The organism is Novipirellula aureliae (assembly GCF_007860185.1).
In the GTDB taxonomy this organism is placed as follows: Bacteria; Planctomycetota; Planctomycetia; order Pirellulales; family Pirellulaceae; genus Novipirellula_A; species Novipirellula_A aureliae.
In genome coordinates, this window is record NZ_SJPY01000008.1 from 1 (window position 1) to 17899 (window position 17899).

The 17899-nt window shown below is 52.1% G+C and carries 11 protein-coding genes; 7 read left to right on the top strand and 4 right to left on the bottom strand.

Annotated elements, in window-relative coordinates:
• The first annotated feature begins 484 nt into the window (after positions 1 to 484).
• The gene (locus tag Q31b_RS22385) at positions 485 to 874 is read left to right on the top strand and encodes a DUF2721 domain-containing protein (protein WP_146601906.1); all 390 of its coding nucleotides are present in this window, start codon (positions 485 to 487) and stop codon (positions 872 to 874) included.
• A gap of 96 nt (positions 875 to 970) precedes the next feature.
• Positions 971 to 1330 (top strand): hypothetical protein, encoded by a 360-nt coding sequence (locus Q31b_RS28570; RefSeq protein WP_197172069.1) that lies wholly within the window; start codon positions 971 to 973, stop codon positions 1328 to 1330.
• Here the strand turns inward: Q31b_RS28570 and Q31b_RS22395 are convergent.
• From Q31b_RS22395 to Q31b_RS22410, 4 genes are all read right to left on the bottom strand, one after another.
• Complete coding sequence (locus Q31b_RS22395) at positions 1300 to 5598, bottom strand: hypothetical protein (RefSeq protein WP_146601907.1); 4299 nt, start codon at positions 5596 to 5598, stop codon at positions 1300 to 1302. The two genes, Q31b_RS28570 and Q31b_RS22395, sit on opposite strands and share 31 nt — an antisense overlap.
• 23 nt (positions 5599 to 5621) lie before the next feature.
• The gene (locus Q31b_RS22400; protein WP_197172072.1) at positions 5622 to 7193 is read right to left on the bottom strand and encodes a type I restriction endonuclease subunit R; all 1572 of its coding nucleotides are present in this window, start codon (positions 7191 to 7193) and stop codon (positions 5622 to 5624) included.
• 293 nt (positions 7194 to 7486) lie between these two features.
• Positions 7487 to 7867, bottom strand: coding sequence for a hypothetical protein (locus tag Q31b_RS22405; RefSeq protein ID WP_146601909.1), 381 nt, complete (start codon positions 7865 to 7867; stop codon positions 7487 to 7489).
• A 112-nt stretch (positions 7868 to 7979) separates the two neighbouring features.
• Entirely contained in the window at positions 7980 to 9422 is a 1443-nt protein-coding gene (locus tag Q31b_RS22410) for a DUF6298 domain-containing protein (RefSeq protein ID WP_146601910.1), read from the bottom strand.
• Between the two features lie 1115 nt (positions 9423 to 10537).
• Between Q31b_RS22410 and Q31b_RS22415 the strand changes: the two genes are divergently transcribed.
• The 5 genes from Q31b_RS22415 to Q31b_RS29410 all read left to right on the top strand — a co-directional run bounded on the left by Q31b_RS22415 (position 10538) and on the right by Q31b_RS29410 (position 17899).
• Complete coding sequence (locus tag Q31b_RS22415) at positions 10538 to 12313, top strand: alpha-L-fucosidase (RefSeq protein ID WP_231617769.1); 1776 nt, start codon at positions 10538 to 10540, stop codon at positions 12311 to 12313.
• Between the two features lie 65 nt (positions 12314 to 12378).
• Positions 12379 to 13419 carry a LacI family DNA-binding transcriptional regulator gene (locus Q31b_RS22420; RefSeq protein ID WP_146601911.1) on the top strand — a complete coding sequence of 347 codons (1041 nt, stop codon included), beginning with the start codon at positions 12379 to 12381 and terminating at the stop codon, positions 13417 to 13419.
• Between the two features lie 251 nt (positions 13420 to 13670).
• On the top strand, positions 13671 to 15866 hold the full coding sequence (locus Q31b_RS22425; protein ID WP_197172075.1) for an alginate lyase family protein: 2196 nt from the start codon (positions 13671 to 13673) through the stop codon (positions 15864 to 15866).
• Between the two features lie 38 nt (positions 15867 to 15904).
• Positions 15905 to 17752 (top strand): glycoside hydrolase family 3 protein, encoded by a 1848-nt coding sequence (locus Q31b_RS22430; protein WP_197172078.1) that lies wholly within the window; start codon positions 15905 to 15907, stop codon positions 17750 to 17752.
• A 12-nt stretch (positions 17753 to 17764) separates the two neighbouring features.
• Positions 17765 to 17899, top strand: coding sequence for a hypothetical protein (locus Q31b_RS29410; protein ID WP_261343878.1), 135 nt, complete (start codon positions 17765 to 17767; stop codon positions 17897 to 17899).

A 17899-nucleotide genomic window follows, 5' to 3' on the forward strand; every position in this document is an offset into this window, starting at 1 on the left:
CAAGACAAATTGCTGCGCAGACTGTAAACTCATGAAGGGTCTTCCTTGTTTGTCGAAAGTGCTTGGTTGTTAAACACTTAGACGCAAGAAAGGCCCTTTTTGTTTGGTGTCTCGTGAATAATCCGGGTTAGCCGTAGTGGATCTTGTTAAAGATCCCTCGCAACAAGGATCTTTAACAAGATCCACTACCAAGGTTCCAATTGCAGTTTTGCTTCGCAATCTGCTTTTCCTGTTCATTGTTCTTTCTCGCGGCTTCCGCCGTCTTGCCCCACCAAGCAATGAACCCTTTGCAATGTTCATTTTGCAATGATCTCTTCGCAAACCAAACGATCACCAAGCCAACCATCGCAAGCTAGAAGCTTACGCCACAAACGAAACGCCCGTGGAAAAGTCCCCCCCGCGTGCGTTTGCTTTTCTGGGTCGGATCGGCATCCGATATCGCTATTTTCGTTTGGACGCGTATAGTCGTCTTGGAAAGGAAAAAATGAACATTGAACTCACCACCCCCGCGTTGCTTTTCTCAACCATATCACTGCTGTTGCTTGCCTACACCAACCGGTTTCTCGCCTTGGCAACCGTTATCCGCACGTTGCACCGAGAGTATCAAAAGACACCTGATCCCGTAGCGGCCGCACAGATCGCAAACTTGCGTCGGCGGGTGAACTTGATTAGGGACATGCAAACACTCGGTGTCGCTAGTCTCCTCTCATGCACGTTATGCATGGGGTTGCTATTTGCAGGAATTGTATTCTTCGGTAAAGTTGTCTTCGCGATTAGTCTCGTACTGATGGTCGGATCATTGACGATTTCACTCATTGAAATCCGCATGTCCATCGGTGCGTTGAATCTGCAGCTGAGCGATATGGAAAAGTAGAACCGTTTGCTGTGAGATTCTGGCGTAAAGTACTGCACCGCGCCTTTGGGGCTTTCGCAGGCACTCTTTTCGAGCAGCCCTTCGTAGATATCCCCTTTGGTATCGGCCTGCATGCTGGACCAGTTCTCGGTGTCGACAGAATCGACGATTCTCGCGGCGGAGTGTGGCGGGGTTTTGGATATCCTGCCGCGTCTTTTTCAAGATCGCCCTGAGCATCCCGGACTCCTTGCCCAGTTCATCGAGGATATGCCGGTAGTGTCGTTGGAGTTCTTCGCCGTCGCGCTGCAGCAAGCTGGCCCAATCGAGTCCTTTGGGCACGATCTTTTTGTTGTACGGAGGCTTCGACTGCTCGTCGGCCATTTTCAGAAAGAGCAGAAACGTGATCTGCTCGGTGTAAGCCATGTAGGAAAGCAGACTACAAACAACTATTCAGCTTCGTTGGAGTCGTCTGGATAGTCGAAACCCGGAATGCCCAAGTAGTCGGCCATCCAAAGCGACTGTGCCTCACCCAACAGGTTTAGGCCGTCCCTCAGCCTGTTACGCCAGTCAGCCATCTCGTCAATCGTAAGGCCTTGTTTCTCATCAAAGTCTTCAGATGGTTTAATTGCATCCCCCATTGCGACAATCAAATTCATGCAGTTCAAGATATTCGGACGGTCCTCAATGACTTCCTCATTCAGCTCAGGGAAATGTTTGAGAAGCTCTTCACAAGAGTCGAATGTTTCTTGCACAAATGGTTCGACGCGTTTGGCGGCTCGTTGCGCATATTCGAGGAACACCCTCTCTCCGTCTTCGTCGAGATCAACCTTACATCTCGTGAAATCCGCCATGTGATCGACGTGCTGAAATGTAGTCCCGTATGCAATTGTGAAGTCGTCGAAAACTTTTCTTTGATCCGGATGACTCCATTGTGGCAACCCGAGTTCGCCCCACGCGGAAATCGGAATCTCTTCCGGAACGAATCGCCAAAGTTGTGTTGCAGGGTCTTCATCCAGCGCATAAGACGCGCCCTTCATGTGAGCATAGGCCTGTCGGTCAAGACTGCGCCCTTGAACCAACGGTACCAAAACGATCTTGGACCAGAGATAGTCGATCGTTTTCGAGCGAACAATCTTGTCGCGATCGGGGCGAAGGGCCTCAACTAGCGCTTTCCACATTGCTTCAACTGCAACAAGCGAACCAAGTGGATGCTCTGTATCAAAGCTAATCCAGAGGCATGTTTCTCCGTACCATGGTACAGTTTCACTAATGATTTTCGCGTCAATTCCTCCCTTCTTGAGTTTTTTGAGCTCTTGTGAAAGTCGATTGGCTGTCGCTTGCAGGCAATCTCGCAGTTCTTTTGAACTCCGGACCTTTGTGTTTTTTCGCCTCTTTTTCTTTTGTTTCGATGTGTTAGGCAGGACCTGATCCGGATAGCAAAACAACATCCATGACCGCATGGTCTCTAAGAAATCTCGAAGTTCTTTCTGGCTAAAACCGTCGTCGAACTCTAAACGATCAGTGAGGTTTAGAGTCCGTTCCGTTTCCTGTAGCTTCCGAAGGGCGATTAACGCATCCATGCCATTTAGAACGGATAGTCGAATTGAGTCCTCAATCACTCCCAATTCTTTGCCTTTGTCGAGAATGGCTTGACGTGCACGTTCACTGACCGCCGTTCTCAAGTCGGGTACTAGCGCGAGAGCCTGAATGGCCTGTGAAAAAAAGTTGCCGAGCGTGTTCGTGAATTCGTTGAGCGCTCTGTTAAAGGGGTCTAGATTTGACTTGGCGACGAACTTCTTGCCCATTGATTCCATGAAGCTCGAAACAGCGGAACTGGTCGCCATTTCCCCAAGTGACTTATCAGACCGTGATTCCGCCATGAACCCCCATTCATCCACGGCGGATTTTGGGAGCAGAAACTCGCCACTGAGGCATTTATTGCATTCGTCCCATGCGGCAGTATCAAGGAGATTTGAGTCTCCGTTCTTTGCCAACACTTGCCGAAAATTGGAAAACGCATTTCCGATCTTTTCTCGAAGTTCACGTACTTTTGCGAAATAGTCGTCCCATGATTCTGGGCGAAACCCGAACTCGACCGCACCACGAGAAAGAGCATTGAATTCCGGCAGCCACGGCATCGTTATGTTTTCAAGCGGCATTCTCTTAGTTGAGTCATCTCCCAACGATTCAAACAGACTCATTTGATGGCCGTAACCCGCAGCACCATACCTCGCATATCCCGGCAGACACGCCGAAACAATCTCGACACGTTGTACGGCTAAGTCGTTTACGCTGGTTTCCTGCTCCGCGCTCTTCAAATCCGAAGCTTCCCGCTCAATGTCGATTACGAAATGAGCTACCAAGCAGTCGTCATCCTCAACTAGTGCGATGATTGTCGCATCAGAGCGAATTCGTCGTTCAACTTCTTCGCGATGCTCCCGCACCCAACCTGTGTACAATTCAGGAGCGAACTTGAAGATGCCTGCTGCGAAACGTGCAAACAGTTGCAATGGTAATAGGTTCCATGCGTCAGTAATCGTTTGATCGTTCAGCCAACCCGATACGTTGGGGTTTTCCTGTCCAAGATGTCCGAGCCAGTAGAGTGTTTCTCCGAGCGCAGCGAAGTGCGTTACCGAATCGAGATCGTTTTGCGGTATTGGGAAAGAACCAAGCCACTGTCGAGCGAAATCAAAGACCTCGTTCTTGTTGGATTGGCGATTTTGATAGCCTTTAGAAACGGCGGCCGCCGCGGCAAAAGATGGTGTCGTTTTCGCAAGCTGCTGAAGAATTGCGAAACCTTTGTCGCCTTTGACGTGTGCTAGGTCCCAGTCCAATGTAAACCACCAACTAGTTGGCGAAATTGACCGCACCTCTGCCACGAGGTCCGTGTTCTTCCCCGCGTATTGCTTGATGCCAAGCCATTGGAGCGCAACCAGCACTCCTCGTACGCCAGTCCATGTATCGAGTTGAATTCCATCGAGCCTCCGTACAACATCGGAGGTGGCGTTCTCATTCCGAGAAAATGAACAAAGCAGTAAGCTTTCTAAATCGTCTTCTATTACAAGCGGCGGAAGTAAAGATTCAATTTTCCCGCGAGGTTGAAGAACTGGATCAGTTAGCTCTCGCGCAATCATCTCGCTCCGAATTGCATGAAATCCCTCGACATGCTTTCCGTCTGCCGACGTACGAAGTAAATACTCGTTCCCGAATCGCTCCAATGCCCTCGTTGGTTCTGGCAGCGCGATAGACTCCGCAAGAGCCTTTAGATCGAGCCTCGCTTCATATGCAGAAGCCACTGCAACAAGCCGCAGTAGGTGAAGTTCCTTGTCGACCAACTCACCCTTGTTAACTTCGTCTTTGAGAATGCCAATCTGAGCTTTAACCCGTTGAGATAGGCTTTCGTTTTGAGTTACCAGATAAACAAACTCGAAGAGCGTCTTTCGGTCCCCAAGTTTTGACCATGCATCTTGAAAATCCAGTTGCTTGTCGCCATAGCCTGCATTCCGCAGGTTCTCAAATATCTGGCTGGCCGATTCCTCGGTGAAATCCATCGAGACGTCTGCGAATGCAAAATCCTCCGGAGAAACACGCGATCGGAACCAATCCTCTTCTCTTAGTGTCACCAATACGCGGATTCCGTTAACGCCCGCCAATTCTCGGACGACTTCGACCCACCAGTTGTCTCCGGGACGTACGTCAATGTAGATCATCGACGGCACGTCGATGATGTCGGCGTGTCCTGCGATTGCTGCTGCCATGAGGCGGGCATGTTCGAGACTCGCCGCCTTCTCAACTTGATATCGAAAGTCTGACGGCGCCCAGTCGAGTAGGTAGCGGTAGGCCAACGTTGTTTTGCCTTGCCCAGATGCACCTCGAAGAATGACTACATTCTCTCGCAGAAACGCCTCGTGAATGCTCGTGATGGCGGGGTCTCGTGGAACGTCCAACCCTGCGGCAACGTGTTCCGCTCGAACTCGCCCCCCTTGGAAAAACTCTTGGCTCAGTTTTTCGCGAGTTTCAGCATCTGACGATGCCGACTCGATGGGTTTGATTGATACATTCCACTCCTGAGCGTGTGCATTTCGGTAGGCAACGAACTTGCCAAGTTGCGTCAATTTCTCGACGGTTTTCGAGCGAGTCAAACGCCTTTGTTTTTCCGCTGATGAAATCAACCACCACATTAGATTTACAAAGGCCACCTCGGGATTACCTGAGGTCATGGTGGCCTTCAATTTGTCGACTACGTGCTTAGTGAGTGTTTCTTCATCGACAACCTCAACCTCAATACGCTTAAAGACCTCTTTCGCTTCGGCCTCACTCAACCCCTTGATGGTCTTCTTGTTTCCATCCTTGTCCGTTTCATCGCGGTCTTTTGTCAGCGTGTCTATGGAGCGTTTGGGGGTATCTTTGTCGTTGTCATACGCCTTTAAGAGTTCAGGCCCAATTTCGCCGAAAGAAACAATCTTGATTTTGACCGATGCATCACTGGCACAAAGATCACTGATACGACGATAGAACGACGGCTTGAAATTCGATGCTGAGAGATTAGCTGAGTAGTCTTTAACTTGAACTACTTCGAGTCGCTGCCCAGAACTGTCTTGGATTTCAAGGTCTTCGTTGCCTTCGGGCTGAATGATAGTGTCATCAGACAGTCCGTCATCAAATAGTCGATACAAGCAGTAAAGAGCCTGCCTTCGGTAGCCACGATAGGTCGCGGTAGGATCGTCTTTGTAAATTCCGTTCATTGACGACTCGTCATTCCTACTTGCTAACTGGCCAAACTCATTTCAGCTTTCAAGGACGTACCGAACAGTTCGTACGCGCGGCCGATGCCGCCGAACTGATTGAACGGGGCATATTCAAAATCGTCTTGCTCGATCATCACGCTGCTGGCTATGTGGTCCTTGATCGCGACCAGCCATTGCATCTGCTCGTCAGTAAACTCGCCGCCGCTGGACTGCTGGTCGCTCAGCCACTCGGTAAATCGCTCCTCGACGGTCATGCCGACCGGTCGCAGCGGCGAGTCGGGGTCGATCGCGTGACGGACCAACGCCACGAGGTCGACGATGTGTTTGCAGTGCTTGCCGTTGGTGTCGACTTTGTCCGGATGCACCGCGCCGAAGGCTTGCCAAAGTTTGAGCAGCGTTTGCGGTTGGGACTCGTCGACGTGAAACGGTTTGATCGACAGGCGGCGGGCGAGGTCTTTGATTTGGCTGCACCGCAATCCGGCGGCATACGGACGGCTGTAGAGGATGCTGATGGCTTCGATTTCGTCTTTGTTGTCTTCGATGAATTGACGAAAACTGGTGACCAGCGTTTCGGCTCGCTTTTTGGCTTCGGGATCGAAGCTGGAGGTCAGCAGTTGGTCGCGCGTGAATTTGTCGATCACCTGATGCTCGGGTCGCAGCAGGATTTCTCGGAGCTGAGGGTTGTGAAACGGGAGCAAGGCGGTGCGGACTTGTTCGGCTTCGATTTCGTCCAGCTGGGTGTCGGTGACTTGGTCGGGCGTGACGCTGAATTTGCTGGCTGCCAGCTCGCGGTTCTTGTCGGCGTCGACGCTGTCGAAGAGCGTGGAGATGACGTGGCTGACGGGCCGGCCGTCGATCTGCTTTTCCACGTCTTTGTGCCAGCCTTCGCTGCGGTTCCCGGCAAGGCGACTTATCTTGGCTCCGAGAGTGCTGGCGAGGTCGGGATGGACGACGCCTTTGCTGACTTCTTTCAGGACGCGCTCAAGCGAGACGGTGGGCTGGCGATCAAGCGGCTTTGAATGGTTCTTGTCCTGTTTGCACAGTCCAACGGCGTCGACGATGACGAAGCGGGTTTTGCAGGCGGCGTCGGGCGTGACGGACTTGAGCGAGTCCGAGTCGATGCCGCGGCTGCCGCGGCCTTTCATTTGCTCGAAGTAGGACCACGATTTGATGTTCCGCATGAAGATCAGACATTTGAGCGGTTTGACGTCGGTACCGGTGGCGATCATGTCGACGGTGACTGCGATCCGCGGGTTGTAGGTGTTGCGAAACGATTGCAGCAACTCGTCAGGACGATGAAATGTGAAGACATCACGACTTCGCGGATGAGGGTTGAGCGAGTTTGTGAAGCGAGTCACTAGCCCCGTCCATTCGTAGGCGAACGGCAACGGGATCGAGTAATGCGGAATACCTGGCTCCAATCCATCCGCGTACTTGGCTGATTGGATTTCGACGCCTGTGAGTGTATGCCCTTCTGGCTTCGCCTCGACGATCCCGATCATCTTTTCATTAACATATAGGGTGTAGTCGGCCAAACCTGTCTTGAGAGGGAACTCACGAACCGCAACACTACGCCCTTCCGAGATGTTCATATCGGAAAGGTTCTGCACAATCCAACCAGCCGCCGACAAATCGCGGTCGATGTTCAGCCGAGCTAGTTGTTCTGGAGTCACGCGAGGAAGATGCCTGTTAGAAACGACTCGTTTTGTTCACGCAAACGCTCAACAAGGATACATTCTGCGACTTGGCGTCGCAATCACGGGAGGTAACACAACGCAGTTGGGTGAAAAGGTGCGAGTGCTGCGTGCCCAATAAACAATGGACCCGCAAGAATTTGTGGAATGCATGGCAGTGAGTTCATCTAACGTCAGCCGCAAGGAGGGTTTCATCTATCATCGTGACTTGCAACCCAACAGACGAATTCACCGATGATTCGCACATCATCGGCGTTGTATTCGGTGATTTGGATTGGCTGACAGTTGCTGTTGAGTGGTTGTAGCTCGATGGTATTGTATTGCCAGCCGTCTTCAGTGATTTGTTTGGTGGAGCGATAACGTTTGACGGTGTACCGTCCGCCGTCTTCGAGGCCGGTGTGCGTGTTGGCTTGGACCAGTAGCATACGAGTAAGTTCAACGTGTGGATCGTCCGTTTCGATTGTCTCAGACTTCGTCGCTTTGATTTTTGGTTCCGGCGTGCCGATGGAATCAATTTCGATGGTCGATTGGTCGGCGGAAATCAAGGTGGCTGAAGCGGCGAAGGTTGACATGGCTTTTGTCCTGTGGCTACATCGTCGCGGCGTCAGTCGGTTCACTTCCGTTGCCATGACCGCCCAAAAAGCGTGTCCGTATTGTTTTCAACGATGACGCGATACAGGTGCTTCATGACGGTAGCCGTTTCACAACCGCTACGACATTGCCACTTAGCGGCGGTGTTAAAGGAATGCGTTTCGATTCATCCGATCGAGCGTCTTCGATTTGCGTCTCTGCGCCGATATCTATTCCGATCCAGCGGATTTCAAACTTGGTGGATGCCGCTCCGGTCTCAAGTCTGACGGTTCGTGCAGGTTCCGTTTTAGGAAAGTAAACCACCGACAGACTGCGGTCGGAGTTGCTCGCTGCATAGGCTTCGTTCTCGGACCTTTCCGTTAGAAGCTTGTTCGCCGGATCTAAATCCCAGAACGACACCTGCGATTCGACTTGCCGTGCTGCTTGGAGGCAAGCGACGGCTTTGTCGTTGATCCCCATTCCTGCATCAGGACGATGGAAACGGATCGATGCGGCACCCGCAAGTAAATGTCGCCAAAAACGCTCGATCGCATCCTGGTCGCTGTGGCCGAACTTGTTGCCATCCGCACCATAAGTCTTGGTTGTGTTCATCGGACGTGGCTTATCGTTCAAATATTTTCGGACAAACAGAAAATTGTCCCAGTGTTTTTGACCTTTGTTGTGATTGTTCTGCGAGACGTCGACATAGGCGTACAATTCGCTGTGGTCAAACGTTTGCCGATGCCGTTGAGCGTTCAAGTTCCAATCGTCCCACATCTCCGTGACCATGACTTGTTTCCCATCGGATGCAGCGCGGCGATGCAGGAATTCGGCCCAGTAACGCGACCATGCCGGGTCACCATTGGTCTCATTGTCGATGCAATACAAGACGTGATCATAAGAAAGCGAGTGATCAAGCATTTTGCTGACGAATGCTGTTTGAAACGCCAGCACGGTCTCGTTGTTTCGTTGCTTTGGCGTCGTGAAAAAGAACGGCTGTCGATTGCTGCCCGGGTGATCGGGATAACGCTTTTCGAAGCCGCTTTCGGCAGACGTATAGTTGACGTTGTTCAAAGGGTTGTAGGGATGGTCGTGCCAATGAGTTGAACCACGCGAATTTTTTCCGGAATCCGTGTAGTCGAAGCGGTCCCAAATTTCAATTTGAACAAAGATGCCTCGGCGTTTCGTTTCAGACAACATTCGCTCAAAGCGTTGCCAATACTCTTGGTTCCATTGGCCGAGGTCATATTTTCCATTTTCAAGACACAAAAAAGGGTAGAGTTCGAAGCCTTTGTCGTTACGATCACTCATCGTGTTTCGAATCACATTCCCGCCTGCGGCAGCAATACGATCGAGTTGCGGAATCAATTGATCTTTGGGCCACTGGAACAAACTGTCATCGTCGCTGCCGCCCATCAGCATGACGGGCCGACCGCCAGCGGACCAATACCAAGGATTTTCGGGCCACGGTTCGATCGCAATGGCTGAATTGCAGTTGGCCACCACGAGTATGGCGAACAAGGGAAGGTAAGCGATTCGCGAGCTTGACTGGTTCATGATGGTATCCGGAAGGAAAGAAACGTTTTCACTTCGTTACCCTATCGTGGAACTGGTTTCAATTCCACTCATGCCTGAGTTGAAAATCGCCACCCTCGATGTGCTAACCAGGGTGTTAGCCGGTGTTGCCATATTAAATAGAGAACCAGAGGAATGGTATGGACTTTAGGAATTCTGAAACGTGAAGCATCCTTCCGTCGAGCTTGACATGTAGCTGCCACGTGTTGCTCCGCCCGGACAAGCTGGACGCAAGCAGGAAAAACACCCGCTGTGAAACTCGCTCCGTTTTTTAGTCCACGCTATTCGAGAACCAGAGAGTTTCTGAGGTTGTCTGCTTCCCGGTTGGTCTGCACCGCAGCTACCGCCGTCGGGACGGGCTGTCGATTTAATCGGTTTGACTCGACTGATTGTTTAACGCCAAGCCATAGGCGACCGATTATGGAAAAGCTGACGCCTTCGGCTAAGCGTTAAACGATTAAATCGACAGGCCGGGGAGCGGCGGGGGATGTTGGTTTTTGATCCGGTGGAGTTCACCGCGTTAAAACCGCCGCCCAATTGCTGGACCCTATCCGAGTACATCAGGGGGAAAACCCACTCAAATTCCACGAAGAAGCGACGAGGCAATGGGAAGCGGTTGCGTTCTGTTAATTGTGGGGGGCGACGTCAGCCGATCCTGCATTTAACATTTAATTAACATCGAACGGCGGAGAATGAGGAAGTCACGGTCAACGGTGGGGTTCCGGGAAGAGTGGCGGTCGTTTCGTTCGGCGGTCCCAATCTTGTTTTTCCCTGCATTCATGAGCCGATGACGCCAGGCTCGGGCATCCTTTCGTCAACGCTTTTATGACCGGTGGGCCCGGCTCTCAAAATGGGACCGTCGAAACGTGGCAATCTTACGATCGTGTTTTTTTAAAAAAAATTTGTGCATACGGCATTAGAACTGTTCATTAATTGTGAATTGTGTGGTAGATTGGCACTCTAGGGCAGAGATTTATGCGTTGTTACTGTCGCAAAGGTGCCGAGGGGTTGGATGGCCTGCTTCGCATCAATTTTGTTGAGAGACGCGTTCCATCGTATGGAGCCCCGTTCATGAACATTTTGTTGGAGGTGGAGTGATGGCAGTGATGCGTAAAGCAGGTGTGACATGCTGCGTGATATTTTTTGCGTTGCTAGGTCCTATGCTTTGGGCCGAGCAAGCTGGAATGGCTGGTTCGCAATCGCAGGAAACCGCCGAGCAGCGTTCAGAAAGATTGCAGTGGTGGAACGCTGCTCGCTTTGGGATGTTTGTTCATTGGGGCGTCTATTCCGTAACCGGCGGCGAATACAAGGGTAAGATGCCGACCAACAGCGCTGAATGGATGATGAACAAGGCCCGGATTCCAATTGCGGACTACAAGACAGAGAATGTCGATAAGTTCAACCCCACCGAGTTTGATGCCAAGGCGTTTGTGGAACTGGCCAAAGAGGCGGGCATGAAGTATCTCGTCATCACTGCCAAGCATCACGATGGCTTCGCCATGTTTCATTCGAAGTGCAGTCCCTACAACGTCGTCGACGCCACGCCGTTTGGGCGTGACATCATGAAGGAACTGGCCGACGCCTGTGCAGAGCAAGGGATTCGATTTGGTTTCTATTATTCACAGTGCCAGGATTGGCATCATCCTGGCGGCATGGGAAACAGTTGGGACAAGACGATCGAGCGAGTCAGTTTTGACGAGTATGTTCGAGAGAAGGCGGTTCCCGAAGCAAAACAGTTGCTGACCGATTATGGCCCCATCTCGATTTTCTGGTGGGACACTCCTCGAGAGATGAGCAAGGAGGCCTTTGAAAGTCTGCACGGTGTGACGGCCCTCCAGCCCGGCATCATCACCAATGATCGTCTAGGCAAAAACTCACCGGGCGACTACAAGACCTTTGAGCGGAATATCCCAAGGCTTGCTCCGGCGGGACAAGACTGGGAGGTTTGCATGCCCATCAGTGGCAGTTGGGGGTACAAGAAGTCCGATACCAATTTCAAGTCTGCGTCGACTCTCATTCGAAATCTGGCAGATATCGCTAGCAAGGGTGGAAATTACCTTCTGAACGTTAGCCCCACCGGCGAAGGGACGTTGTTGCCCGAAGCCGTCGATCGACTCAAGGCGATCGGTCGCTGGATGAAGACCAACAGCGAATCGATTTATGGCACGACTGCCAGTCCCTTGGGCCGTTTGGCTTGGGGACGTTGCACGAAGAAGGAAGTCGGCGACGGTACGATCCTGTATCTGCACGTTTTTGACTGGCCCGAAGATGGAGAACTGCTGGTGCCCGGTTTGAAGAGCCAGATCGAGCAGGCCTACCTGATGGCCGATTCGACGGCCTTAGAAACTCGCCGACAGGATTCGGGAATCGTCGTTGCCCTGCCTGCACGGGCCCCCGACTCGATCAACAGCGTTGTGGTGCTAAAGGTCCGCGGAGCATTGGACATTGAGGCCGGTTTAGCGATGCCCAACGAAGAGGGATCCTTGGTTCTTTCCGCCGACGTGGCCTATATCCACAACAACGAAGGGGCGGACCAAGCCCGTGTACAACACCAAGAGGACACTCCCAATATTGGTTATTGGACCGATGAAAACGCTTGGGTGGAATGGTCGTTTCAGGTCGATCGACCAGGGCAATATGAGATCATAGCCGAATTGGCCGTCGAGCAAGATTCAAGCCGTTTTCTGGTCGACTTGCCAGATCAGCAAGGGTTAGTGGAAGTCGCTTCGACCGGAGGGTATGGCAACTATGTCCATCGATCGCTGGGGAAGTTTAGCATTGACAAGGCGGGTAAGTGCAGCCTCCGTATCAAGCCCGACAAGGGCCATTGGCAGCCCATCAACCTTCGCAAGCTGGTCCTGAAAAAGCAATGAATAAAGACCGTAGGGAGAGGAATTGTCGCCAAGTTGGATGTTGTTGTTTGTTGAATTGAGGTGTTATGTCCATTGTTAAAGTCGCCGAACTAGCCGGTGTATCCCACACCACCGTGTCTCGCGTTATCAATAGCGAGGGGAGTGTGCGTTCTGAAACGGCGGATAGGATCAGGGCCATCATGGAAGACATTGGGTACGTGCCCAAGCCTCCATCGCGTCGCCGTGGTCCCCGACGTCTAAACGATACCAGCTTCAAAACCGGCAATATTGCGTTTTTGACATCCAGCGAAAGCCTTAAGGTCCTGACGCGTTCGCCCATCATGGCAAATGTGTTGCAGGGCATTGAAGAGGCTCTGGCTTCGCATGGAATGAGCATGGTGCATGGAGCGGTGGGTTCAAAGCGACCTTTGCCGCCGATTGTTGCCAAGGGAGGTGTGGATGGAGTGATTGTGTGGCCCCATCTTGACGCTGTATCGCCTGAGGCGATGGAAGTACTTCGAAGGTACAAGGTGGTGTATGTCATGAGCGGCATTAGCGAGCGTCTTACCGCTGACCGCGTGCGGGTGAACCATGGCAAGGTTGGCCGTTTGGCGGTGAGTTATTTGGCGAGCAAGGGCTGCAAAACGCTTGCCTACGTGACTCCTTCCTCGCTGATCTCCAGGGTCAATTTGTGTGATCGCTGGGCGGCATTTTCGTCGCTGGCGGAGGAGCAAGGTTTGAGTGCGAGGCAGTGTGAGATTGAGCAGTCCCAATTGGATTTGTTGGAGATTGACCGAGATCGTGATCTTTTGATCCAAAAGACACTGAAAGCCTTCTTGGCCCAAGGGCAGCGGCCCACCGGTATGTTTGTGACCTGCGATGCACTGACGGCAAAACTCTACCCCATCTTAAAAAGTCTGGGCATACAGATCGGTCGCGATCTTGAGATCCTCTCCTGCAACAATGAGACGTCGCTATTGGCGGGCTTGGAGCCTCGTCCCATTTCCATTGACATCCAACCCGAAGAAATCGGAAGGAAAGCCGTCGCACAACTGCGCTGGCGAATCCAACATCCAGAAGAAGAGAGCCAAGTCACCATCGAGGTGCCACCGAAGTTTCTTGAGTAAGGGTTTTCGTTGATCCCAAAATTTGATGAGAACGATAGTCCTACACCAGTTATCGCCGCGCTTGATGTTGTTTTGCGATGACTTGGCCGTAGCCTAGGCTTCCAGCCTGGGTTTTGTTTTGCGGCGACTTGGCCGTAGCCTAGGCTTCCAGCCTGGGTTTTGTTTTGTTGTGGTCCCAGGCTAGAAGCCTAGGCTACGTTTTTTGCGGCGAAGCCGCCTTATTCACTGCCATTGAGATGCAGGTTTTTTTTATGCAAGATATTAAAACGTTCTTTAGCTGGCTGGACCTGGACCGCAAAGGGCTCGAAGCGGTTAAGGCTGAGGTCGAGCGAAACAACGATGATGCGGCTGCCGAGGCCTTGTTGGCGTATTTTCGTACTCGCGACAACGTAACGTATTATGATGGCTGGGAAAAACCGAAGCCCGGTACTCCCTTTGACACCACCAAAGCGGACGCCATCTGCCGTAACCATCTGGTGCATGTGGATCTCCCTGAAGACATCGATTGGCACGCGGATCCGCATGGCGATCCGGAATGGACCTATTGTCTGAACCGTCATGAATTCCTGACGGAGCTTGGTCGCGCCTATTGGTATACGGGAGATGAAAAATACACCCAGGCCTGGAAGCGAATTCTAGGCGACTGGATCGTGAAGAATCCGATGCCCGACATGGAGTGGATGCTGCATGTCGATGGCGAGGTAAGTCGCCCACATTTCATGAAGCAAGGAACCTGGCGTCCGCTGACGATCGGCATCCGTATGTATACCTCCTATGTACCTTGCTTCTATCACTTCCTCGATTCTCCCGAGTTAACGCCGAAGTTCTTGGTTACCATGTTGACCAGTATGGTCGAGCATGCCCGCCATACGCGTCTCTACTACACGCGTCACAAGAGCTACTTCAATGTGTCGCCCAACTGGGGGCTGATGGAATCGAATGGTCTCGCTCACATGGGCATTCTCTTTCCAGAATTCAAAGAGGCCCTTGACTGGAAGGCCGAGGCCATGAGTCGCTTTGAAGAACAGATTCGCATGCAAATTTGTGAGGAAGGCATGCAGGTCGAACGCGCTTCGGGCTACCATTTGGTTTGCACATTCTGTTTTACGCAAATTTTAGATTTGGCTCTCCGTAATCAGGTGCGCGTCAGTGATACCTACATGGCAAACGCTGAAAAGATGATTGACTTTGTGGTCAGCATCATGAAACCGCACGGCGTCTATCCCATGCTGAAAGATGCCGACGAGAGCGATGTCTTTGGTGAACGCGCCTCCGGTGGTTTGTGGGAAGACATCAATAATCTGAACATGCTCGAAGACCACAATGATTTGCGTTGGGTCCTGAAGGCTGGGGCACGCTTGTTTCATCGACCGGATATGCTTTGGATTGCAACCCATGGCGAGCAAGGCGAAAAGCCAACCCTCGGATCTTTGGCAATGCCGGATTCGGGTTTTGCGGTCATGCGCAGCGGTTGGGACCACGATGATCTCTACTGCGTTTACACCTGTGGTGAACTGGGGGTGATGGATCAGAGCTGTGTGCACGGAAATGCCGATGCCTTGAGTGTCGACATTTCGGGCCACGGCGAGACCCTGCTGATAGATCCAGGTCGCTATCTCTACGAAGGTCCTTGGCGCGTTTGGTTCAAGTCAACCGCTGCTCATAATAGTATCACCGTCGATGGCCAGGATTCTTCCGAATTGGCTGATGAGTGGATGTTCAAGACCAAAGCCAAGAGCACGCTACGCTGCTTCTCAAGCACCGAAAAGTTTGACTATGTCGACGGGTCCCACGACGGCTTTGAGCGTTTAGGTGATCCGGTAACGCATCGTCGTAGGGTCGTCTTCGTGAAGCCCCATTTTTGGCTGGTCGTGGATGAGCTGACCGCTAAGGCCCAACATCAGTACGACCAGTATTGGCATTTTGGTCCCGAGGCTCAGGTTACCGAGGGCAAGGACTTGAGTGTGACTGCGATCTATCAGAACGAGGTTGGTATCCTGGTCAAGCCAGTGCGAACCGACGGCTTGTCTTTGACGCATCACCGCGGTAGTGAAGATCCCATTCAAGGCTGGGTTTCCTATGACTATGCCGTCAAGGTTCCGGCTCCGGCCCTACAGTACCGACGGACCGCGGGCCAGACAACCTTGGCCACACTGCTGGTTCCCTTTCAGGCAGGTGATGTTGAAGTCACGGCCAAGTCAGTTGGCGAAAATCACTTTGAGGTGGCGAATCGCCATTCGACCTTCGTCATCCTCTTGGGTGACGGAACGCCGCAAACCATTGGCGACTTTGAATTCGATGCCGAGATGCTCTGTGCCGAGTTTGATGCGGATGGCAAATTAGCTGATTGCAGTGCTGCCAAGGCCAGTCTCATTAAGTATCAGGGGCAAACAATACTCGACGCCACGGTTCGACACAAAGTCGATCGTTCGAACACCTTAAGCTAAACGTTACGAAGAAAACCATTAACAAGGAGATGACGAAATTGTACGACAATAACAAAGACCCAAAGAAACGTGAGGCATTTATCAATGACCTCCTATCGAAGATGAGCCTGGACCAAAAGGTCGGCCAATGCTTTACGATTCACTGGGGTGGCTCCATGGTCACTCCCTATGTCATGGAGGCGGTGGAACGGCTGCATATTGGCGGTATCCGTGTCACTCCGTTTGGCCAGAACTCTCGTCGTGGTCAACATTACCACCAGAGTTTGAATTATGACTATGACTATCCCAAGGATTACAAAAAGATCAAGCAGAATCTGTTCATTCCTGGTCCTGCTGTTTATGTCTCACCCGAGCAGTATGCAGAGCGTCTGAATCAGTTGCAAGCGTTGGCCGCCAACCGTAATCCGGGTGTACCTTTGCATGTGTCCATTGATCAAGAGGGCGATATCAGCCGCGACTTTAGTTTCGCCGGAATCAACCTCTTTCCCTCCGCGATGGGTTTGACCTCCACCGGCGATCCTCAATTGGTCTATGAAGCGTGCAAGGCCGTGGCTTTGCAGCTTAGTGCCATTGGCGTCACCAACCTGCACTCACCCGTGCTGGATGTCAACATAAACCCCAACAACCCCGAGATTAACATTCGTGCGTACGGTGATGATCCCGACATCATTGCTGAATACGCCTTGGCCTCAATCAAGGGTTATATGGATGGTGGACTCGTTCCTACCGCCAAGCACTTCCCCGGTCGCGGTGACTCTGATATCGACGCGCACTATGCCGTCCCCAATGTACCGGGTGACTGGGATCGTCTTGACGCTGTGGAACTCAGACCCTATCGCGCTTTGATCGAAGGTGGCCTGCCCAGTGTCATGCTGGCTCATACCACGGTACCTGCTGCTGATCCCAGTATGCAGATTTCAACCGTCTCTCCGGAAATCGTTACCGGTCTTTTGCGTGAGCGTTTGGGCTTCGAAGGTGTGATCACCACCGACAGTATCACGATGGGTGCCCTGATGGAAAAATACGGCGTGGCCAAGTCGTGTGCTCTGGCCTTGAAGGCGGGTTGCGACCTGATCCTCAACAAGGTCGAAGACGAATTCCGCGATCAAGCTTGGATCGAAACCAAACGCTTCGTCGAAGATGGCGAGATCTCTGAAGAGCAGCTCAATGCTTCCGTCAAACGCGTACTCACCATGAAGTACAATCTTGGTCAGTTCGATAAAATGGGGCAAGTCGATGCGGCACAAGCCGGTGCTCCGATCCGTGACCAGCGACTCATCAAACTGTCCACGACCGTGGCAGAGAAGTGCTGCACCTTGCTACGTGATACGGAGAGTTTGCTACCGCTCAGGCCTGAGCAGACCGTCATGGTCATCGAGCAACAGGTGCTGGACGGTTACAGTGGATTCGACGTTTTCTGCAACAACAAATGCTTTAACCAAGCCATGGTTGAGCAGTCCAAGAACATCTACTGCGTCGACACCAAGTTCAAGGCAACTCAGGAAGATACTGATTTCCTCATGAACTATGTGGATGAAGTGGACGTGATCGTTGCCACCAACTACTACTGGCGTCTATGCCCGGCCAACAACACCGCGCTGATTCGGCAACTCATCGCCAAGGGCAAAAAAGTCATTGTCGTGACCAACTGTCCTTACGAGTTGGGTGCGGTGCCTGAGGCTGTGACCGTGATTTGCAACTACTCCGTAACGCCAGAGAGTCTGAAGGCTGCGGCCCGCATGATCTACGGCAAGCTGGACTCCCAAGGCACGTGGATGCTTAAGCACTACGCGAAGCCCACCGAGGCCAACATGGAGTCGACTTACGAGATCAAAGGTGGCATCACCGACTCGGGTGACAATGAGATCGACCAAGTCGTGTTCTGAGTGGAAAAGCAAATGATGACCTGCCGAGTCGGTTCTTACCGGCTCGGCAGCATGCACGCTGCGGAGGTCGTGGAAGTGATGGGTGGACTTTGTGGTATTTCAACCTGGTTTGGTTTCAGTAACGTTCAAAGAAAGGACGTGTGTTGA